At 67.2% G+C, this 20334-nt stretch carries 20 protein-coding genes, 1 pseudogene and 1 riboswitch; of the genes and pseudogenes, 11 read left to right on the forward strand and 10 right to left on the reverse strand.

Going from position 1 to position 20334, the window contains the following annotated elements:
• Positions 1 to 28 precede the first annotated feature (28 nt).
• Positions 29 to 856: an endonuclease/exonuclease/phosphatase family protein gene (locus DMB37_RS36280; protein WP_135236560.1), complete on the forward strand. Its 828-nt coding sequence runs from the start codon at positions 29 to 31 to the stop codon at positions 854 to 856.
• Between the two features lie 43 nt (positions 857 to 899).
• Here the strand turns inward: DMB37_RS36280 and DMB37_RS36285 are convergent, their stop codons facing one another.
• Positions 900 to 1853 carry an alpha/beta fold hydrolase gene (locus tag DMB37_RS36285; RefSeq protein WP_135236561.1) on the reverse strand — a complete coding sequence of 318 codons (954 nt, stop codon included), beginning with the start codon at positions 1851 to 1853 and terminating at the stop codon, positions 900 to 902.
• A 102-nt stretch (positions 1854 to 1955) separates the two neighbouring features.
• Between DMB37_RS36285 and DMB37_RS36290 the strand changes: the two genes are divergently transcribed.
• Positions 1956 to 2267 carry a helix-turn-helix transcriptional regulator gene (locus DMB37_RS36290; protein ID WP_135236562.1) on the forward strand — a complete coding sequence of 104 codons (312 nt, stop codon included), beginning with the start codon at positions 1956 to 1958 and terminating at the stop codon, positions 2265 to 2267.
• Positions 2268 to 2339: 72 nt separating this feature from the next.
• On the opposite strand, the gene DMB37_RS36295 is transcribed toward DMB37_RS36290, so the two are convergent.
• The 5 genes from DMB37_RS36295 to DMB37_RS36315 all read right to left on the reverse strand — a co-directional run bounded on the left by DMB37_RS36295 (position 2340) and on the right by DMB37_RS36315 (position 6612).
• On the reverse strand, positions 2340 to 2657 hold the full coding sequence (locus tag DMB37_RS36295) for a DUF222 domain-containing protein (RefSeq protein ID WP_240771818.1): 318 nt from the start codon (positions 2655 to 2657) through the stop codon (positions 2340 to 2342).
• A 688-nt stretch (positions 2658 to 3345) separates the two neighbouring features.
• Positions 3346 to 3990 (reverse strand): TMEM175 family protein, encoded by a 645-nt coding sequence (locus DMB37_RS36300; protein ID WP_135236563.1) that lies wholly within the window; start codon positions 3988 to 3990, stop codon positions 3346 to 3348.
• A gap of 33 nt (positions 3991 to 4023) precedes the next feature.
• Positions 4024 to 4545, reverse strand: a complete 522-nt coding sequence (locus tag DMB37_RS36305) for a DUF6790 family protein (protein WP_135236564.1) — start codon at positions 4543 to 4545, stop codon at positions 4024 to 4026.
• Positions 4546 to 4618: 73 nt separating this feature from the next.
• The gene (locus DMB37_RS36310) at positions 4619 to 5041 is read right to left on the reverse strand and encodes a MarR family winged helix-turn-helix transcriptional regulator (protein WP_135236565.1); all 423 of its coding nucleotides are present in this window, start codon (positions 5039 to 5041) and stop codon (positions 4619 to 4621) included.
• A gap of 161 nt (positions 5042 to 5202) precedes the next feature.
• Positions 5203 to 6612, reverse strand: a complete 1410-nt coding sequence (locus DMB37_RS36315) for a PLP-dependent aminotransferase family protein (protein ID WP_135236566.1) — start codon at positions 6610 to 6612, stop codon at positions 5203 to 5205.
• Here DMB37_RS36315 and DMB37_RS36320 point away from each other — a divergent pair.
• Together DMB37_RS36320 and DMB37_RS36325 are read left to right on the forward strand one after the other, a co-directional pair.
• Entirely contained in the window at positions 6611 to 7582 is a 972-nt protein-coding gene (locus DMB37_RS36320; RefSeq protein WP_135236567.1) for a DMT family transporter, read from the forward strand. The two genes, DMB37_RS36315 and DMB37_RS36320, sit on opposite strands and share 2 nt — an antisense overlap.
• Positions 7583 to 7595: 13 nt before the next feature.
• The gene (locus tag DMB37_RS36325; protein WP_135236568.1) at positions 7596 to 8078 is read left to right on the forward strand and encodes an OsmC family protein; all 483 of its coding nucleotides are present in this window, start codon (positions 7596 to 7598) and stop codon (positions 8076 to 8078) included.
• On the opposite strand, the gene DMB37_RS36330 is transcribed toward DMB37_RS36325, so the two are convergent.
• From DMB37_RS36330 to DMB37_RS36340, 3 genes are read right to left on the reverse strand one after another with little or no spacing between them, the layout of a single operon-like run.
• Positions 8035 to 10269, reverse strand: coding sequence for an ATP-binding cassette domain-containing protein (locus DMB37_RS36330; RefSeq protein WP_135236569.1), 2235 nt, complete (start codon positions 10267 to 10269; stop codon positions 8035 to 8037). The two genes, DMB37_RS36325 and DMB37_RS36330, sit on opposite strands and share 44 nt — an antisense overlap.
• Positions 10266 to 11240, reverse strand: a complete 975-nt coding sequence (locus DMB37_RS36335) for an ABC transporter permease (protein WP_240771819.1) — start codon at positions 11238 to 11240, stop codon at positions 10266 to 10268. The genes DMB37_RS36330 and DMB37_RS36335 overlap by 4 nt, the downstream gene beginning before the upstream one ends.
• Before the next feature lie 7 nt (positions 11241 to 11247).
• Positions 11248 to 12825, reverse strand: coding sequence for an ABC transporter substrate-binding protein (locus DMB37_RS36340; protein WP_135236570.1), 1578 nt, complete (start codon positions 12823 to 12825; stop codon positions 11248 to 11250).
• A gap of 14 nt (positions 12826 to 12839) precedes the next feature.
• A riboswitch (cobalamin riboswitch) is annotated at positions 12840 to 13029 on the reverse strand.
• 72 nt (positions 13030 to 13101) lie between these two features.
• Here DMB37_RS36340 and DMB37_RS36345 point away from each other — a divergent pair.
• The 6 genes and pseudogenes from DMB37_RS36345 to DMB37_RS36370 all read left to right on the forward strand — a co-directional run bounded on the left by DMB37_RS36345 (position 13102) and on the right by DMB37_RS36370 (position 17993).
• Complete coding sequence (locus DMB37_RS36345) at positions 13102 to 13800, forward strand: hypothetical protein (RefSeq protein WP_135236571.1); 699 nt, start codon at positions 13102 to 13104, stop codon at positions 13798 to 13800.
• Between the two features lie 15 nt (positions 13801 to 13815).
• Positions 13816 to 14013, forward strand: a pseudogene (locus DMB37_RS36350) (LacI family transcriptional regulator); the annotation flags it as partial.
• Positions 13977 to 14588 carry a DUF4190 domain-containing protein gene (locus DMB37_RS36355; RefSeq protein ID WP_240771820.1) on the forward strand — a complete coding sequence of 204 codons (612 nt, stop codon included), beginning with the start codon at positions 13977 to 13979 and terminating at the stop codon, positions 14586 to 14588. The pseudogene DMB37_RS36350 and the gene DMB37_RS36355, both read left to right, overlap by 37 nt.
• Positions 14589 to 15484: 896 nt before the next feature.
• Positions 15485 to 17209: an asparagine synthase-related protein gene (locus tag DMB37_RS36360; RefSeq protein WP_167769042.1), complete on the forward strand. Its 1725-nt coding sequence runs from the start codon at positions 15485 to 15487 to the stop codon at positions 17207 to 17209.
• A gap of 5 nt (positions 17210 to 17214) precedes the next feature.
• The gene (locus tag DMB37_RS36365) at positions 17215 to 17490 is read left to right on the forward strand and encodes a PqqD family protein (protein ID WP_135236573.1); all 276 of its coding nucleotides are present in this window, start codon (positions 17215 to 17217) and stop codon (positions 17488 to 17490) included.
• Positions 17487 to 17993 carry a lasso peptide biosynthesis protein gene (locus DMB37_RS36370; protein WP_135236574.1) on the forward strand — a complete coding sequence of 169 codons (507 nt, stop codon included), beginning with the start codon at positions 17487 to 17489 and terminating at the stop codon, positions 17991 to 17993. Before DMB37_RS36365 ends, DMB37_RS36370 begins: the two co-directional genes overlap by 4 nt.
• 47 nt (positions 17994 to 18040) lie before the next feature.
• On the opposite strand, the gene DMB37_RS36375 is transcribed toward DMB37_RS36370, so the two are convergent.
• Entirely contained in the window at positions 18041 to 18880 is an 840-nt protein-coding gene (locus DMB37_RS36375) for a GNAT family N-acetyltransferase (protein WP_135236575.1), read from the reverse strand.
• Positions 18881 to 18978: 98 nt separating this feature from the next.
• Between DMB37_RS36375 and DMB37_RS36380 the strand changes: the two genes are divergently transcribed.
• Positions 18979 to 20334 (forward strand): NAD(P)-binding domain-containing protein, encoded by a 1356-nt coding sequence (locus DMB37_RS36380; RefSeq protein ID WP_135236576.1) that lies wholly within the window; start codon positions 18979 to 18981, stop codon positions 20332 to 20334.

Consider the following 20334-nt stretch of genomic DNA (forward strand, 5'->3'; position numbering starts at 1 on the left):
GCCGCGAGTTCAGAAAGCCTGAGCAACAATGCATTTGCGCATCGTCACGATCAACGTGCAGAACAAGGAGGGTGACCCCCGTCGACCGGCCCTGCTCAACCAGGAGTTGCGTCGTCTGGCCCCCGACCTCGTCGCACTGTCGGAAGTCGTCGATACCGAGCAGCTCGACGCGCTGCTGGACGGCACCGAGCTGCACGGCACCCACCAAGCTGAGGTGATGGCCTACACCCCGCCGTTCGTCGACCGCTACGGCGGGACCGCGGTGGCCAGCCGCTGGCCCCACCAGGTCGTGGAAGTGCTCGATCTGCGCCTGGCAGGTGCCGGGGATGTCCCCTGGTGCACGGTGGCGGCCAAAGTTCCCTTGCCGGGCGAAGGCGAGGTGCTCTTCGTATCCACCACGGCCGCTTGGCGATTGGATGCCGAGGCCGTCCGCGAGCAGCAAGCCGTAGCCCTCAGCGATCTGGATGCCCGGCACCGCACCGACCTGCCCACGATCATCGCCGGTGATTTCAACGCCGACCCCGACGCGGCAAGCATCCGCTATCTCACCGGCCGCCAATCGATTTCCGGGCGCAGCGTGCACTACCACGATGCATGGGAGGTAGCCGGTGACGGACCAGGCCACACCTGGAGCGTCGACAACGACACTGCTGCGGCACTATTCGACCAGATCGTGCGGCAGCCCGGACATCGACGCCGACTCGATTACGTATTCACCGGCTCATGGCACGCACATCCGAAGGCGCGCTGCGAGATTCGTGCCGCGCAACTCGCCTTCGACCAGCCCACCGATGGAATCTGGCCGAGCGACCACTACGGGGTAGTGGTCGACGTCGAGATCGGCAAGGACAAGTGAGCATCGGGTCGAATGCGCGACCTGCGCGCATTAGGAGTATCGGTCAGCCGAGGAAGGCGACCAGGGCCTCGATCACGGCGTCGGGTTGTTCTTCGGGGACATAGTGGCCGCAGTCGGCGATCTCTACCACGGTGACGTCGGTTCCCTTGGTGGGCATCAGGTTTCGCAGGTACTCGTAGTTGCTCTCGTCGCCGCCGAGCGCAAGGATCGGCGCCGTGATCGGGCCGTAGCCGCGTTCGTCGGCAATGTCCTGGTTGAAGGTGCGGTACCAACCGTTCCCGGCGCGGATGGCGTCGGCGGTGGCGTAGGCGCGGGTGTAGACCTGGCGTCCGTGCTCGTCGATGGTGGCCGGGTCCTTGGCCTGGCGGCCGAACAGCCAGTCGATCAGCAGCCGGACGCGGCCGTCACCGAGCAGCAGTTCGGGCAGGCCCTGGACCTGGTTGAACGCGAACCACCAGAGATACGAACGGCTCCCGGCCTCGATCACCGAATCGACGTGCTGATCCGATTCCGGCAGTAGCCCGAACTCTGACCAGCCCGCGTCGGGGTGCGGCACGTCGAGCAGCGCGATCTTGTCGGTGGCGTCGGGATGGTTGGCCGCGTAGGCATAGGCCACCATCGCGCCGATGTCGTGTCCGGCGATACTCACCGACGCCAATCCCAGGTGCGCGACCAGGCTGCGCAGGTCGGCGGCCATCGTCTTCTTGTCGTAGCCGTCGACCGGCTTGTCCGAACCGCCCATGCCGCGCAGGTCGACCGCGATCACGCGGTATCGGCGTGCCAACGCGGGCATCACCTTGTTCCACTGCCACCACGTCTGCGGCCAGCCGCCCAGCAACAGCAGTGGCGTGCCCGCGCCTCCGTCGACGTAGTGCAGCCGGACACCGTTGACCTCGGCGACATAGCTGGTGAACCCGCCCTCCAGCGACGCGGCCAGGGCGGCGTCGGACAACATCTCGGGCGCGGTGCTGCTGGGCATGGTGACTTCCTCACGCATCGTTCGATAGTACGAATATTTCGTACCGTTGACAGTACGAGATGTTCGTACAATCGGAGTGGGAAGTCAATCCATCGTACGAAGATCACGTACAGTGGAGGCGTGATCGACCTGTATCACCCCGAGGCAACCGCGATCCGTCTTGTGGACGTGCTCGCCGCGCTCGGTCACCCGGTGCGCATGGAGGCCGTCCACGCCCTGGCCGACGGCGAGGAACGTTTCTGCGGCGAAATCTTGCCCAGCGAACCCAAATCCAGCCTGACGCACCATTGGCGAGCGCTGCGCGAAGCCGGGATAATCCATCAGCGCCGCGTCGGCCGCAAGTTCTACCTCACCCTGCGCCGCGCCGACCTCGATGCACGCTTCCCCGGCCTGCTCGACCTCGCCCTCGCAGAACCCACCGGGTTCCGATAGTCGTCGCCACGCTTACGCGGCGATCGGTACTCGCAGCCCGCTGAGCGGAGTTCGCGGAACCTGCTTTCGGCCTCAGCTTGCGGCTGCCAGCACTCTCCACATCTTTCTGGGGCGCGAGCGGACCTGCGGAGTCGCGTGTTCGATGCGCCGGCGCGCTTCGTCGACGCTGATCCGCAGCAGGTCGGTCAGTAGCTCCACGGTGTCCGGATAGCCGGTGTCCGCGGCGAGGCCGCGACGCTCGGCTTCGGCGACGGCCGCGCGCATGGCGGCATCCAGACGCCTCCGGCGACGTTCGGTTTCGACGAGGGTGCGCAGCAGGTCGGCATCGGCCAGTTCCGCCCATCCCGGTGTCCGGGCATCCGGCGCCAGCGCGGTCGAATGTATGTTCACGCGAGGCAGCCTACCGCAGAATAGAACGTATGTTCGATAATCGAGCTTGTTGGGTTTGCGCGAGTCGGCGTCACGCCGCAGGCCAACGGGCGGTGACGACAATCGGTTCGCGGTCGGACTGCTGTTGACCGTCCCGCTCGCCACACTGCGTCCTGACCGGCACTGAGGTGGCGGTAGGCGCGTCGTCACCGCCCGCAGCGGCTGCTTCTACACCTGACTAGTTGCCGCGTCCGGACTTGGGCGGCCCACTCCTCGGCGACGGGGGAATCCGCTCGTACGTGCAGGCTCCTCCCGCGTTCGGGGGACAGCTCACGCACCGGTAACCGGGAATGTCCCTGCCGGCGCAGGATGCGGCGAAATACGTCGATGCGCTTTGAGCTCGATCAGTTGCTGGGGCTGCTGATGCCTCGCTCATCCCGATACCGAGACCGGAGGCACAGACCGCGATCGCGGCGCCGACGGCAATACGTTTGAACATAGTTCTTCCCCTCCAAGGCGACTCCCCGCCGCCAACCATGATTTGGAGCGGCAACAAATTCTGTTGTTGCCGAGTATCTTTCGGTTGATACGACGCAACCGTATGCACGGGACCTTTCAAGATCCTTAACAAGCTCGGGCGGCCGTGTCTGATCGAGTCCCGAACACCCGCCCCGGGCCGAGAACTTCCAGCGAGTGGACATGCAGTGACTCAGTTGCCCGGAAAGGTTCCGCGCACTCGATCGATCAGGCGTCCCCCGAAAGCGGCCGACAATGGTGCGAGAAACCAGGCGTACCACACGTACGGAGTGAGCCAGGCGAGTGCGGCCGTGGCGAGAAAGACTGCGGCGACGGCGGTCGAGGCATCGGCGCTGGCACGCAGATCGGCGGCGTCGATGTGTTCGGCCAGTGTGGATCGTCGTGCGGCCAGGTCCCGCACCACACCCTCGCTGGCGAAGAGCAGCGCCGACGTCACAGCGAAGAGGCAGACGGCAAGCTTGTTGTCCGGAGCGTGCCCGAACACCGCCGTCGAATAGGGCAGGATCGCGACCAAAAGCAGCAGCGGCGCGTGCCATGCGAGAGTGCGCCGATCCAATAGCGCCACCCCCTCGAGCAACGTGTGATGGCGGCGCCATACCGCCCACAGCAGGGAGAACGCGAGCAGGAATGCCACAAAAGAAGCCCGTTCGTGCCAGAGGAACGCGGCCAAGGCGCCGGCATCGACGAGATCCTCGTCCTGCGGCCGCTTGATCTCGACGACGAGCAGGGTTATCGCGATGGCGAGAACAGCGTCGGCGAACGCGCCGATGCGCTGTGGTGATAGACCTGCGCTCTGGTCGGTCGCGTCATGGTGCATGGGAGCCTCCTGGGGTTACGGCACGGTGGGCTTTCAGGCGGGCGCGAACGTGGGCCGCCCGGTAGCGGCGAGCTGTTGCGACCGGAGCGCGAGGCCAATCATGATCGCGGGGAGAAGCAGGTCGTAGACCAGCACTCCACCGGTATTGCCGGGAGCGTGGTCGCCGTTGGCGAACCACTGGTAGACGTGGCCGATCGCCGCACCCCACAGGAACATGCCTGCGCCGAGGCCGATGGTGATGCGCTCGCGGGCGGTGGCCGAGGCGGCGCGGAATCCCACGACGGCGAGCCCGAGGTTGGCGAAGGCGATCTCGAACAGGAACGGGGTCCGGTCGAAGCCGATCGCGGTGGCCATCACGTCCGGGACGGTCAGGAAGGCGATCGTCATCCACAGGCTGCCGCAGCCGAGTGCGGCCACGGCCCACCACCGCTGCCAGGTTTCGAGGGCGGCGGCACGGGAGGGGCTGTGCCGGGTTCGGATCAGTGCGCCGACCACCGCGATCAGTATCCAGATCAGGGGGAAAGCCGACTGGGCAAGGTAAGACATCTCGTTCATGGAGTTGAGTGTTGCATGGTTAATATTAACCATGCAAGACTCAAGGTCATCGAGAAAGGGCTGTCGGACCGAGCTATCGGCGTGGCTCGAGCAGCTTGGCCAGCGCGGCAGTGTCGCGTAGGTAGCGTTCGTACGGAAAGCCTGCTTCGAGCAGCGCGTCGCGCAGCTCGTTCTGCAGCGGCCTGTCGCTGCCGTGGAAGGCATTTCGGCCGGCTTCAGTGGTGCTGACCAGTCGTCGCCGTCCGTGCTCGGGGTCGGGCTCGACCGCGACGAATCCGGCTGTTTCCAGCGGGCGCAGGGCCCGGCTGACCGCCGGGTCCGACACTGCCAGCGCCTGCGCCAGCTGGTGCTGGGTCACCGGCTCGATCTCTTCCAACGTCCCCAGCAGGCGTATCTGGCTGTACGTCAGCGCGTCCGAGTCGTCCACGCGTCGCCGCGCGGCCTCGCCGAGCAGGTACACCACGCGATGCAGCAAGTCCCCGAGTCCATCGTCCACAAGCCGAACGTATCAGAGTCTTGCCCGGTTAACATTCATGGTGACGCTTGCCAGAGGCTGGTCGAGCAGGTGCGCGGGTTCTTTCGCCTGTTCCGCTGACTGTCCGTGCCAAGGGGGCGTCGACAAGCGATCCTTTTCGCCGCACAACCCGGCCCGTCGGCTCAGTCCTGGGTGGCGAGTGCCGTGGCGATGGTCCGCGCGGCCGCCGGGAACCCGTTCGGGTTCGGGCCGGTGAAGTTCAGGCGCAGATAAGGACTGGATGGTTCTGCTGGGAACCACTCGTGACCGGAGGCGACGTATACGCCTCGCGCCTCGCAGTCGCGGACGAGGCGGTCCGTGTCGGTGTTGTCCGGCAGGCGTGCCCAGAGATGGAGTCCACCTCGGGGAACGTGGTCGACTCGTAGTCGAGGGGCGTGCTCGACGAGGCTGTCGACGAGCAACGCCCGCCGCTCGCGGAGTTGACCGCGCAGCCTGCGCAGGTGGGTCTGCCAGCCGGGATCGGTGAGGACTTCCAGGGCGGCTTGTTGGAGGAGGCCGCTCACATACATGGACTCGGCGGACTGGTCGGCCAGGATGCGATCGCGGGCCGGACCGCGGGCAATGACGGCGCCGACCCGGATGGCCGGTGACAAGCTCTTGGTCAGCGAGCGGATGTAGACGACGTGGCCTGCGGTGTCTCGGGTTGCGACCGGCTGAGGGTCGGTATCGATCCCGAAGTCGTGCGCCCAGTCGTCCTCGACGAGGAACGCGCCGTGTGACCGGACGACCTCCAGGACGGCCTCGGCACGCTCGGGGGACCATTGCGCCCCAGTGGGATTCGCGTAGTTCGGTTGGACGTAGCAGGCTCTGGCTCCGGTTTCTCGCAAGGACCGGTCCAGGCCCGCCGGGTCGGGTCCTTCTGCGTCGCTCGGCACCGGAACCAGCCGGACGCCGGACTGGTGCGCCGCGCGGATCGCGCCCCAGTACGTGGGGGACTCGATCAGTAGCGGTTGTCCCGGGGCGACCAGCGCGCGAAATGTCGAGGTGAGTCCGCTTTGGCTGCCGGGGACGATCACCACGTCGTTCGCCGTGGGGGCGGCGAGGCCGGCGGGTGTCTTGTCGGCCAACTCGGTCGCGAACCAAGTCCGAAGGTCGTTGAGCCCGGCGGAGTCCGGCCGGGTGGTGGCCATGGATCCGCGCGCAGCGCGCGTCAGGGCCGCCCGAACCAGCCGCTCGGGCAACAGATCTGCCTCGGGGTAGCCGGAATGGAGCGCTTGCGCGTCGGGTGGCGGGGTGCGCATGGTGCCGCCGACGCTGGGCAGCGTGCGGCGCGGGGTGCCCAAAGCCGCTGTCTGCCAACCGAAATCCTGCGGCCGCACGGGCCGCAGCGCGCGAACGAAGCTGCCGACGCCGGGGCGGCTCTCGATGAGGCCCTCCGCGGCGAGTGCGCGGACGGCCTTCTGCACGGTGACCGGGCTCGCGGCGTACTCCGTCACCAGCTGACGGGTGGACGGAAGCTGCGCGCCCGGGGCGGCGGTGGCGATCCATGCGCGGATGCCGGTGGCGATTCGACTGCTGCTATCGTTGAACATGTCAGTACAGAGTAGCGCTACTCTCGATGTGCGCACACCGCTACCGTCCACGCTTTCCGGAGCGAGCTGGGGACTCTTGGGTGTCGCAGCCTTCTCCTTCACGATGCCGCTCACTCGCATTGCGGTCGGCGGACTCTCGCCGCTGTTCATCGGATCGGGTCGCGCGGTGGTCGCTGCCGTGCTGGCGGGCGTGGCCTTGGCGGTCACCCGTCAAGCATTTCCTTCGGGTACGCAGTGGGTGCGGCTCGCGGTCGTTGCGGCGGGCGTGGTCGTCGGCTTCCCGGTTCTCACCTCGTATGCCCTGACGGTGACACCCGCGAGCCACGGCGCCGTCGTGGTCGGGCTGCTGCCCGCGGCCACCGCGGTGATGGCCGTGCTGCGCACGGGTGAACGTCCGGCGCGCGCCTTCTGGCTGTTCTCTCTCGCGGGTGCGATCGCCGCGGTCGTGTTCGCTCTGGTGGAGGGCGGCGGTTTCGGCGAGGTCCACGTGGCCGATCTGCTGCTGTTCGGCGCGGTGGTCGCGGCGGCCGTGGGGTACGCCGAGGGTGGCCTGCTCGCCCGCGAGATCGGATCCTGGCAGACCGTGTCGTGGGCGCTGGTGCTCTCCGCGCCGCTGATGCTCACCCTTGCCGGTGTCGCCGTCGCCGAGCAGGCGCCTGCGGCCACTGCGGTCGAATGGGCTTGCTTCGCTTACCTTTCGGTCGTCAGCATGTATCTCGGCTTCTTCGCCTGGTACCGCGGGTTGGCGATCGGGCCGATGGCGCGGGTCAGTCAGGTGCAGCTGGTGCAGCCGGTCATGAGTATCTGCTGGGCGGCGCTGCTGCTCGGGGAACGGATCGGCTGGCTCACCTTCGCGGGTGGACTGGTGGTCATCGCCTGCGCGGGTGGTGCGGTGCGCACCAGGCTCGGTCTGACCACAGCCGTTGCGAAGGATGACGTGGACTTCGTGCGTCGATTGCCGGGAGCGTAAACGACATTCGACTATGGTCGGAAGGGTGTCCAAGACGCACGCCTACGAACTGGATGTCACCTGGACGGGTAATACGGGTACGGGGACCAGCGGTTACCGGGACTTCGAGCGATCGCACACCATCAGCTCGGACGGCAAGCCGGTGATCCCCGGCACCGCGGACCCGGCCTTCCGCGGTGTGCCGGAGCGCTGGAACCCGGAGGAGCTGTTGGTGGCTTCGCTGTCGCAGTGCCACATGCTGTGGTACCTCGTGTTGTGTGCCAGGGCGGGCATCGTGGTCACCGACTACACCGACCATCCGTCGGGCACCATGGTCGAAAACCCCGACGGCGGCGGCCAATTCTCCGAAGTGGTGCTGCGCCCGCGGGCGCGGATCACGGATCTTCAGCACCGCGAGCGCGCCCTCTCCCTGCACGAACGCGCCCACGAGCTCTGCTTCATCGCCAATTCGGTCAACTTCGAACTTCGTTGCGAGCCTGAAGTTCTGGGGACCTGAGTGTCTCGCGCGGCAGGGCGGTAGCGACCTCGCCGAGCGGCAGGATCGAATCGGCGAGGCGGTCGATGACGGCGTCCTGGTGACTGATCACTATGAGGGCCAAGCCTTTGCGGCGCAGCTCGTCGAGCAGTTCGAGCACGAGATCTTGCGTGTCCGGGTCCAGTGACGACGTGATCTCGTCGCAGATCAGGATGCGCGGTTCGGCGGCGAGGGCACGGGCAATGGCGACGCGTTGTTGCTGGCCGCCGGACAGGTGATGGGGGCGGCGCAGCGTCAGGTGGTCGTCCAGGCCGACCGCCTGGAGCAGGCGGTGGGTCTGGTCGCGTGCGGCGGGGGAGTCCATGCCGTGGAGCAGGCGCAGCGGGCGACCGATCTGGCTGCCGATGCGATAGGACGGGTTGAGTGAGGTCGCGGGGTGCTGGAAGACCAGTTGAATGGCGCGACGGTGATCGATGGTTCGGCGATCGACGCTGGAATGCAGTGGAGCGCCGTCGAGTTCGACCAGACCGCGAGCGGGTGCGTGCAGGCCGGCCAGCGCCCGGGCGACCGTGGTCTTGCCCGCGCCGGAGCGGCCCGTGATGGCAAGGCACTCGCCGGGATGCAACGTGAAGGAGACGCCATCCACGACCGGCCGGGAGTTGCGGTGTGTCACGGCGAGGCCTTCGACCCGAAGCATCGGTGCGGCTTTCGGGCGGAATGCGCGCGAAGGTGTTGCGGCCGGGGGCTTCTGGTCGTGGCACGGTGCGATCGCGACGACCTTGCCCCGGTCCAGCTCCAGTACCTCGTCGATCAGCGGTGCGATCGTGGGCAGATCGTGCGTGATGACGAGCAGCGTGGTGCTGTCCTTGATTTTGCGCAGCGTCCGCAGCAGTTGGTCGCGGGTCTGCGCGTCCAATCCGGTGGTCGGCTCGTCCAGCACCACGAGTGCGGGCTTGCCGAGCAGTGCCATCGCGAGCAGGACCCGCTGCTGCTGACCGCCGGAGAGCTCGTGGGGGAAGCGTCGCCGGAACTCGCGATCATCGGGCAGATCCACTTCGCGTAAGGCCTGAGCGACCGGGTCGGCACCGGATGTGCCCCGCAGGCGGGCGATTTCGCGCAGGGCGGTGCCGATGCGCATGGCCGGATTCAAACCGGTCGAGGGGTCCTGCGGCACATAGCCAACGGCTCCGCCGAGGCCGACCGTTCCCGAGGCCGTCAGCCCGGCGGGTAGCGCGCCGAGCACCGCCAACGCGAACGTGGTCTTGCCCGCTCCGGACGGACCGACCACGGCCAGACCGCGCCCCGGTGGCAGGCTTAGCGAAATATTCTCCAGTACAACAGTTCCCGAGGCATCGCGGACCGAGAGTCCGTCGACGGTCAGACCGTCCGCCGTAGCAACTGCCGAAAGACCCGACGCCGCCGGTCGATTCACCTCGAAGGCCCGGTCGGTGACCATATTGACCGACACCACCAGCACCATGATCAACAGCGCCGGCGCGAGCACCGCCCACGGCTGCACGCCGAAACCCGGCCGATTCTCGGTGATCATGAGCGCCCAGTCGGGGGAGGGCGGGCGAAGTCCGAGTCCGAGGAAGCCGCTGACCGCGACCATCGAAATGCTCGCCGACATCCGCACTCCCGCATCGGCCAGCACCACCGATCGCAGATTCGGCAGCACCTCGACCACCGCGAGGCGCCACAGCGGTTCACCCCTGGCCCTGGCCGATTCCACGTACCCGGTGGTGGCGAGTTCCAGTACGCAGGTGCGGACGATCCGGATGATCCAGGGCACCGAGGCCAGCGCCGCGGTCACCACGATCGCGACCGGGCCGGCCCCCAGCGCGGTTGCGATCACCGCGAGCAACAGGAACCAGGGCACGACGACGATCGCGTCGACCGGGAGCATGATCCAGCGGTCCAGTCCGCGGCGCAGACCCGCGAGCAAGCCGAGCCCAAGCCCGAGTGTGTACGCGACGATCAGCACCAGCCCGGCGAGCGACAGCAGCGGCAGCCCGCCGTGCAGGACCCGCGACAGCACATCCCGGCCGACCACATCGGTGCCGAAGAGATGGCGGCCCGTCGGCGGCTGGAACGGAGGCGCGACCACCGCGGTCGGCGCGTACGGCGCGAAGACCGGGCCGAGCACCACGAGCAGCAGCACCACCACGGTGACCAGCAGCCAGCCGGAGCGAAGCCGGCGTCGCGCCGTCATGCTCGCTCCGTCAGGGCCAGCTGCCGGGCCCGCGGACTCACCAGCAGGGTCAGCAGATCGGCGATCAGGTAGATCGCGATCCCGACCGCCGCCATCAGCACCGCGGCCGACTGGACGAAGGGAAAGTCGCGAGCCGAGATGGCGCGCAACAGTTCCTGCGACAGACCCGGATAGTTGAACAAGGTCTCCACCACCGCGACGCCGCCGATCAACCCGACGACCGAACCGGCGAGCGGATAGAGGGACGCCGACACCGCATTGGGTGCGACATGCCGTAGCAGCAGCCGCAGCCCACTGATGCCGTTGAGCCGCGCGGTCCGAATGTAGTTGCCTGCCATGACTTCCGCGGTCTGCGCCCGCACCATGCGCACCGGGTGCGGTGCCAGCCCGATCAACAGGCAGGTCACCGGCAACACCAGGATCTCCGGCCGCTGCCACGCGTTCATGCCGCTGGGCAGCAGCGAGACGGCGGGCAGCAGGTGCAGCGACAGCGACACCGTCGCCACCAGCAGCACACCGAACACGAAGGACGGCACCGATTCCGCCGCCAGCGCGACCGCACTGATCACCCGATCAGTCCGGGTTCCCGCGCGGGCTCCGGCCACGAGTCCGAGTGCGAGTGCCAGCGGGATCAACAGCGCGGCGGTGAGCAGCGCGAGGGTGACACTGTTGGTCGCGCGGCCGAGCAGGACATCGCTCACCGGCCGCCCCGAGATCAGCGAATGGCCGAAATCGCCCTGGAGGAAGGCGAACAGCCACTCGGCGAAGCGCACCGGTGCGGGCCGGTCCAGTCCGAGCTCGGCGCGCAGCGCGGTCAGCTGCTCCGGCGAGGGGTCGCCGCCGCCGTCGCGCGACAGCAGCACCGTTGCCGCGTCCGAGTCCAGTGCTTCGAACAACCAGAAAACCGCGAGCGCGACGGCGAACAGCACGCCGATCCCACCGCCGACCCGCCGTGCGATATATGCGATCACGGCGGTGCTACGTCGCCAGCCAGGTGGTGGCGTAGTTGGCCCAGTCGTCGGTGCCGGGCACCCCGTTACGCACACCACGCACATGGTTCTTCGCCGCGTCGGGCCGTTTGGCGAAGCTGTGCAGGATGTACCCGCCCTCGTTCCAGAGTTCTTCCTGGAGTTCGTGATACAGCGTTCGGCGGCGTTGCGGGTCCATAGCGGCGCGCGCCTCGGCGAACTTCGTGTCCCATCCCGGCCGCCGCCAGCCGGTGCCGTTGCTGGGGGAGGTGCTGGTCATGGTCTGGCCGTAGAAGTAGTCGAGACTGTAGTTCCACCAACCGATGTGCGACAGCGGTGCTTTACCGCTGACCTGGGAGAAATAGGTGTCCGCCGGCACCGACTCCAGCCGGATGTCGATCCCGGCGGCCTTCGCGTGCTCGGCGAACAATGTCGCGGAGTCGAGCATGCCCGGCGAGCCGTCGGCGGTCGGCAGCGTGACCGTCAGATTCTCTTTGCCCGCCTGCCGCAACAGCTCTCGCGCGCGCTGGGGGTCATAGGTTCGCTGTGGCAGACCATCGTTGTAGAAGGGCGCACCCTTGCCGTAGACGTCGTTGCCGACCTCGGCGTAGCCGTAATACACCGAATCGACCATGGCCTGTCGGTTCACGGCGAGGCGCATGGCCTGCCGGACTCGCACGTCGTCGAACGGCGGTGTGTCCACGCGCATCTGGAACGCGCCCATCAGGCCTGCGGGCGGGACCACCACGGTCGTACCGGGGTCGCGCTCCAGGGTGCGCGCTTGCAGGTACGAGATCTCGTGCACCACATCGGCTTCGCCGGACAGGAAGGCGTTCACCCGTGCCTCGGTCTCCGCGATCTGGATGATCTCCACCTCGTCGAGCAGGGGGCGCCCGTCCCAGTATCGATCGTTGCGCCGCAACAGGGTTCGGTCGCCGGGCGACCACCGCTGCAGGGCGAAAGGACCGGTGCCCACCGGCAGCGACGACCCATCGATGGTGCCGGTGCCGTCCTTCACGATGTAGCAGTACCAGCCCGCCAGCACCGAACCGAAGTCGGCCAGCGGCGTTTTCATCGTCACCAGCACGCCGAGATCACCATCGGCGCGAGTGCGCGACATATCGATGTTGGCGAGATCGCCGGACGACTTCTTGGCCGGGTCGAGCATCCGCTCGAAACTCCACAGCACGTCCCGCGCCGTCAGCGGCGAGCCGTCGCTGAACACCACGCCCCGGCGCAGATTGATCCGCCACTGGCTGCCGTCGTCGTTGGGCTCCAACGACTCCGCGAGCCGGTACCGCAACGTCAAATCGTTGTTGTAGGCGACGAGCTTGTCCCACACGTTCTTCGACACCGCACCACCCGCCGAACTACCGGCCTCGTGCGGATCGAGCACGTCCGCGCTCGCCGACCGCCCCGCGATCACCGACCGCAGGCGTCCGCCCGCTCGCGGTGGTCCGTCCGGGGCTGTCGGGCCGCCCTCAGTGCCGCAACCCGCGAGCAGCCCGCCCAGCGCGAGCGCACCCGCGCTCCCGAGCAGAAAGGAACGGCGACCGAGCCCGGGCCGCACCGCTGTGTACTTGTCCATTGCCATCCTCGTGGGTGAGATCCCGGTATCACGGCGCAGGTATCCTGGCTCCCGGATCAACGCTCCCCGCCGGTCTTCCAACCTGGGTAGGCCGTGACCATGAATCGGCGGATCGCTCCTCGGTGACAGTTGCGGGACAGCCCCGGATTCGCACCGGTGTTCCCTACGCCGGATTCAGACCATACCGTCTGCTATTCCGAACGCCCTCCACCAGCCGGGTCGCGGTAGGTTCGGGTATCCGGGATGCGCGTGCCTGGCAACCTGGATGATGGGCGAATGCTCCCCACCGACCAGCTGGCCCAGGCAGACCGTCGCCCAGCGGTGATCGATACGCCCCTCGGCACCGTCGAGTTCTCCGTCACGCTCGCGTCGGACGTGCTACCTGCCGCGTCGAATACCCTGTGGCGCTTGGCGAACGGTTCACATCTGCACCGGTGGCGGCACCGGACCGCAACGGTCGATCTGTTGCTCGGCGGCATCGACGTCAAGCCTTGGGACGGCGGCGCACCGGTCCCGGTATGGGCCGGGATCTGGCAGGTGCAGGCGCGCGCCGAGGTGTCCGGGCTGGTCGTCTCGGCCGAACTGACCGATCTGCCCGCCGGAGCGAACGGCGGCCAGGACTCCGCCGAATGCCTCGCCGCGGTGAGTGTCGAGAACGAGCACTTCATGGTGTCGATCGGCGGCCCGGATTCGGAGCTGCTCGGTCTGCAGGCCGCGGACGGTCGGCTGATGCCCGCCGGTTGGGCACACCTGCTGCCGGTCGGCGCGGACGACACCACCTCCGAATACGGTGTGCGCTACACGGATCCGGCCCGAATCGCGTGGCACCTGCCCGGCCTGGCCGCCGGGGAGGTGGCCAGACTGTGCATCGCGTGCGCCTGGTGTCCCCGCGACGACGATCGACCCGCAGCCTGGTACGCGGTCGACATCCCGCTCGACACCGCCTACCTCCACCTCATTGCCGAGCCGACCTGATCGGCCGCGAGTGCGCTCGGTCGCGCCATCCCTGGCGAACTTGCCGTAACCGGGTGGGACGATGCCGCGGTAGCCGCGCGGCTCGACATCACCACCGTCGCGCAATCATTGCGCGAACAGGGCGCTTTATGCGCCCACGCCGCGCTCGGGCAGCGGCTCGACTCCCGCGCCGAGCCGTGGTCGATTATCCGGCGCTCCAGCACGCGGCATTGACCATTCTTTCGATAAGGCTGCGTGTGGCACGCGTGCGCTCGGCTCGAATTTCATTAGCATTCGAGAGGTCATCGAACGGGCGCAGTGGAAACCGACGCAAAGAAAGGACAGCCATGACGGAGGAATTTCCCCCCGGATATACCGCACCGGGTCAGTATCCGCCGCCGGTCCCGGGGTCTCATCGGCGGCCCGACGGCAAGGGCCTGGCCATCGCGGCGTTGGTGCTGGGTATTGTCGCGCTGCTCACCTTCTGGACCGTGATCGGTGGCATCCTGTTCGGCCTCGCCGGACTCGTCATCGGCATCATCGCCACGGTACGGGCTCGTAAGGGCGCCGCCGATGGTTCTGCTATGGCAATAACGGGCTTGGTTTTGAGCATTGTGGCGTTGGTCGTGACGGCGGTAGCCATCGCGGCCGGCTTCGCACTTTTCGGCTTCATCGGTGGTGACGACTTCACCGACTGTGTGAGCGACGCTGGTAACGACCAAGCGAAAATCGATCAGTGCGAACGGGATTGGCAGCAGACGGTGGAGAACAAATTGAGCGTCACCATCAGCCCGCAGCCGACCAACTGACGCGTTTGTTCCGCTCATCGATGATTCGTCGCGCGCCGGAATGGATCTCGTCAGGACAGCTTCGCTGAGCAGTGTGTAAGACACCGACTTGCCGATGAGCGCGTGGCGCAGTGCCCGCGCTCCGGCAGGCGGTGCACCACCGCGTGACTACTGCACCGCGGGTCATTGCGCTCGGATGGTCGGGCGCGTCGAACTTCCATTGTGAATATTTTCATCCGTGGGTAATTGAGTGCGGGCCGTACCCGCCGACCAGTCGGCATCCTCAGCCGGAGAAATCCATTCGGCGCGCTTACGAATTCGACACTATTCAGGTGCGCAGTAGGGGTCGACGCAAAGGCCATGGGGGACTATGGTTGTGACCTACCAGCCCTCGTCCCGAATCTGTCTCGATGTCGAGAACGATTGTGGGACACCGAAGTCCGCTGCCTGGTCCCAGCAGTCGACCACCTCTGTGTATTTAGGTGGAGTCATGTCCTCATATGCCGAATATTCGGATCGCCGCATCGCATTGCGCCCCTTACGGATTCGAGCGGTCGGTATGTATTCTGTGTGATTTCCCAGTGCGGCTGAAACATCGTTGCGCACGGTCTTGTCGCAATGACAATTCCCGAAGAATTCGAGCTGTCCCTGGCGCGCGTATTGCGCTGCCCGGGTCATGAGAACGACATGGAAGAAAGGAGGTGACAAAAATGACGAAGATGCCCTACATCGAGCCCCTGGTGATCTGCCTGGGCGCGGTCGAGGACCACACCACGATCCTCTTCCGCGGCGTGCCTGATCTGGTGAGCCACGGCAATCTGATCTAGTCGCACGCAATGATCGACCCGTGGTCCCCTCCTTTCGGCACGTGACGGGGAGGGGGCCACATTTATCGGCGAATGAGAGGTTCCGCCATCATGGACGATTCCCCACTTACCGTGGACTACCTCGGTTGCGCCGGCCGAGCGACCCTGCCCCGCGCCGGGGCGCCCGTCGACTACACCAGCGTGCCCTTCACCGCCTTCCCCGCGCGCAGTGTCCCGGAGAGCCCGAATTACTTGCGGCAGTGGACAAGAGCGGGAACGCACCCGACTGTCCGGCCCGCGCACCCGAGTGATCGAGCCCACCTCGCGCTGGGCGGCACCCTCACCGGAGTCCTGGACGCTGCCCTCGCCGAACGGATCACCGCCACACTCAGGAGCGGATGGTATGCGGATCTGGCCGAGCTACCGGGCGATCTGGTCGGCTGCCTGGTCACCGACGATCGAGTCTTCCTGTTCCGCAGCCTGTTCACCCGAGACACTCTGTTCTACAAGCAGTCCGGCCACACGCTGGCATGGTCCAGCGATCCCGCCGACCTCGTCCCCGACACCCTCGACCGGCTGGACCGGGAAACCATCTGGCGAATCTGCCGTGGCGACAGCATCTTCGCCTATCCCGAGTTGGGCTTGCTCCGCCCCGGCCACCTGCTGGTGTTCGATGGCGTGTCGGCCGAAGTCGTCCAATACGACCGGATCACGCCGAAGCCGCTGCCGCGGGGCAGCACTGCGCGGGACTACGCGGAGCGGGCATGGGAACTTCTGCTCGCCGCGACCCGTCCTTACGCGCACGGCGGTCACATCGGACTCCTGCTGAGCGGCGGCATGGATTCCTCCGCTGTGGCCGCCGCGCTGGTGGCCAACGGCGCCGACGTCACCGCCTACCACCTGGCCACCGACGATCCGCTCGCCGACGAGTCCGAGTACGCCCGCGAAGTGTGCCGGCATCTGTCCATCCCGTTCGTACCGATCATGACCGACACCGGTGCCGGGCACGTGAACGAGGACTGGCGGTTCTCGCACCCGTACAACCACACCGGGTTTCGCTGGCTGGAGCAGATCGTGCAGCGGGTTCATCAGGACGGTGTCGAGCTGCTCACCTGGGGCCGGGACGGTGACCTGCTGTTCAGTCCCGCCCCGGACTACGGCGTGTGCGATGTGCTGCGGGGGCGGCTGAGCTTGCCGGAGAAGCGACTGATGCTGCGCGGCCTGCTGTGCTCACGCTGGACGCTGACGGATCTGCTGAAGAGCGTCCGTCGCTCGTATTCGCTGGCGATCGATGCCTCGGCGTTCGGCGACTACACGCGCCACCCCGACTTTCTGGTCTCGATGCCGGGCGTGCGGTTCGAGTTGCCCAACCCGGAGTTCGTCCCCGAGGAACAAACCACCGATCTGGCCCTGGCCTGGCCGCACGGCGTCCAGTTCTGCTCGCCGATGGCCGATCGGGCGATGTACGAGCTGATGACCGGCATGCCGAGGGCATACCGGTGTATTTCGTATGGCGGCCGAAATATCAACAAACCGGTGCTGCGGTTGATGCTCGAAGACCGGCTGCCGCCGATGATTTGGCGTCGGCACGGACGGTTGTGGCTGGGTTCGCCGCACGAGAACTTCTGCCTGAACCATCCGCAGACCCTCGCCGGGCTACTCGGGCCCGACTCTCTGCTGGCTCGGCTGAACATCGTGGATCCGGCGCAGGTGGTCGCCGTGCTCGGCCACCCGTTGTCGACGCGCCGCCACGCGCAGAGCCTGATCTGCACGGCCATGACCGAACTATTCCTGCGCAGTCTGGAAAGCCGGGCCGCGCATCCGGTGAGGAGCTGATCACCATGCCACTGCTGCAACTCGGCGACGACGCCATCCTGGACACCACCGACGGCGTCGGCGTCATCATGGACTCCAGGGCGGGTGTCTACTTCGAACTGAATCCCGTTGCCACGCTGATGGTTCAGGCTGCGATGAGCTGCGCGACCGTCGACGATGCGGTCCGCGAGCTCGAGCAACGTATCGATGCGAGCGCCGAGACATTGCGCGCCGGCCTGGGCAAGCTGGTCGACCAGCTCGCCGAACATCGGCTCCTCGCGCGAACGGATGCCGCGAAATGACCGAGCTGGCACACCAATTGGAGTCCATGCTGTCCGACATCGATGGTGTACCGGTGCCGCCGCGCCCGTCATATCGGCTCCGCGGTTACGCGGTGCGCAGCACGTGGCGGGCGCTACGCCTGCTCGGCACGCAAGGGTGGGGACCGGCCCATCGCTACCTGCAGGACCTGCGGCCCGGACCGGGCTGGCAGGCGTCCGCCGAACTGGCTCCGGCGGCGGCGATCCGGCTTGTCCGGCGCGAGATCCTGTTCAGTCAGCTGGTTTTGCGAACATTGCAGCCCAACGGGCTGTGCCTGCCTCGCTCCTTCTCGCTGGGAACTTATCTTTCGGCCATCGGACTACCGGCCGAAGTCATCGTGGCACGCGAGCGAACCTCCACCAACCCCCGCTATTCCTTCCACTCGTGGACGGAGCTGTACGGGGAGGTGCTCAACGACAGTCAAGATGTCACCGTGGGATTCTCGGTGCTGCAACGGGTTTCCGCACGCGCACTCAGCGGTTGACCATCGCCCTGAAGTCGCACAGTTGACCGACGATCCCCGGCGCGCGCTCAGTTCACCGGTGAGCGGCGTTCGATGAGAACTGTGTCGTGCCAGACGCCGTCGAGTCGCGCGACGCGTTCACGAATGCCGACGGTGCGGTACCCGGCGCTGTGGTGCAGGGCGAGCGCGGTGCGGTTCTCGGTGAAGATCGAGGACTGCAACGTCCACAGGCCCGCGGCGTCGGCGGCGGTGACCTGCTTGTGCAGCAACGCTTTTCCGACACCTCGGCCGCGGTAGTCCGCGCCAACGAAGACCGAGGTCTCCGCGACGCCGGAGTAGGGCGCGCGGGTGGAGGCCGGGCTCGCGGCGGCCCACCCGACGACCTCGCCGTCGATCTCGGCGACCCAGCGGTGCTCGGGCAGCCAGTGGGATTCAAGGCTGGTGCGGCTGGGCACGGTGGTCTCGAAGGTCGCCAGGCCGGTGGCGAGGCCTTCGGCATAGATGCGGCGCACGGCCGTCCAGTCCGCGGCCCGCAGGGCGCGCACGGTGACATCGGTGGGTACGTCGTCGGGGCAGCAGGGGCGCGGCGCGAGCAGCCCCATGACGGCATCGGCAGCATGCGGCAGGCCCGAGCAACAGGCTTGGTTGACGGTGACGATGGTGGCGGTGCCCTCCTTGTGCAGGTGCACGAAGCCGACGTCAGCGAGTTTGCGGACGTGGTGGGAGGTCGTGGACTGGCTGGTGCCGAGGATCTCGGTCAGCGCGCCGACGGTGATGCCCTTCGGTGTGGTGGCCACCGCGTGCAGGAGTCGCACCCGCACCGGCTCGGCCAGGCAGGAGAACCACTCGGCGTAGGTGGCAGCCTCGCTCGGCGGCAGGACCTGGGCTTGCGGCAAGGCGATGGGCATGTCACCGAGTATATCGATTTGTATCGATGGTTGCATTCATCGACCGTGGTCGATATTGTCGCACTTGATCGATACAGATCGATGGAAGCGAGAAGGTCATGAGTGCTCTCCCTGTTGTTGTCGTCGGTGCAGGCCCGAGTGGGCTGGCCGCGGCCGCCGAACTCGCCGCCCGCGGGCTGCCGGTGCTCGTCCTCGAACGCGGCGCGCACGCCGGCGCGGCGGTCGGCGAGTGGAACCATGTGCGGCTGTTTTCCCGGTGGGCAGAGCTCATCGCACCGGCCGCGCGGCCGCTGTTGGTAGCCCACGGCTGGCAGGAACCGGACCCGGAGTCGTATCCGACCGGTGCGGAGTGGGTCGAGCAGTACCTGCGTCCGCTCGGTGCCGCCCTGGGTGATCGGGTGCGGTTCGAGACCGAAGTGATCGGTGTGGCGCGGCGTGGCCGCGACCGGGTGGTGGATGCCGGGCGCGACAGCGAGCCGCTGACCGTGCACGTGCGCACCGCCGACGGCGAGCAACGAATCACCGCCCGCGCGTTGATCGATGCGTCCGGAACGTGGACCACCCCCGGCCCGCTTGGCGGCGACGGACTGCCTGCGATTGGGGAAGTCGCTGCGGCAGAGCGCATTTCCTACCGGGTGCCCGACCTCTCCGGTCCCGATGGTCTTGCTCGGTACGCGGGCAAACACGTCGCCGTCGCGGGCAGCGGGCACTCCGCGCTCACCGCGTTGATCGTGTTGACCGGGCTCGTCGAACAGCATCCCGGTACCCGGGTCACCTGGTTGCTGCGCCGCGGGGAGATCGGTGCCACGTTCGGCGGCGGCGCGGCCGACCAACTGCCTGCGCGCGGCGCGCTCGGGCTGCGTGCACAGGAAGCGGTCGCCGCCGGGGATATCGGAGTGGTCACCGGATTCCGCACCGAAACCGTGCAGCGCGACGCCGAGGGCCGCCTGGTGTTGATCCCGGCCGAGGGGAAACCGGTGGGCGGGGTGGACGAGGTCGTGGTGCTGACCGGGTTCCGGCCGGACCTGTCCTGGTTGGCGGAGGTGCGGCTCGGCTTGGACGCCACCTTGCAGGCGCCGACCATGCTCGCGCCGCTGATCGATCCGAACGTGCACTCCTGTGGGACGGTGTATCCGCATGGCGTGCGGGAACTTTCGCATCCCGAGCCGGGGGTGTTCCTGGTCGGGATGAAGAGCTACGGTCGTGCGCCGACCTTCCTGGCGATGACCGGGTACGAGCAGGTCCGCTCGATCGCGGCCGCGCTGGCCGGTGATCAGGAGGCCGCTGATCGGGTGGAATTGGTGCTGCCCGACACCGGTGTTTGCGGTGGATCCGGGCTGTTCGATGCGCCGGCCGAGGAGAGCAGTGGCGGTGGCTGCTGCGCGGCGCCCGCGGAGCTGTCCGCGCCCGTAGCGCTTCAGGACTTGACGCTGTCGGCTACCGTCACTCGCTGA

It is taken from the genome of Nocardia sp. CS682, from assembly GCF_004634405.1.
Classification (GTDB): domain Bacteria; phylum Actinomycetota; class Actinomycetes; order Mycobacteriales; family Mycobacteriaceae; genus Nocardia; species Nocardia ninae.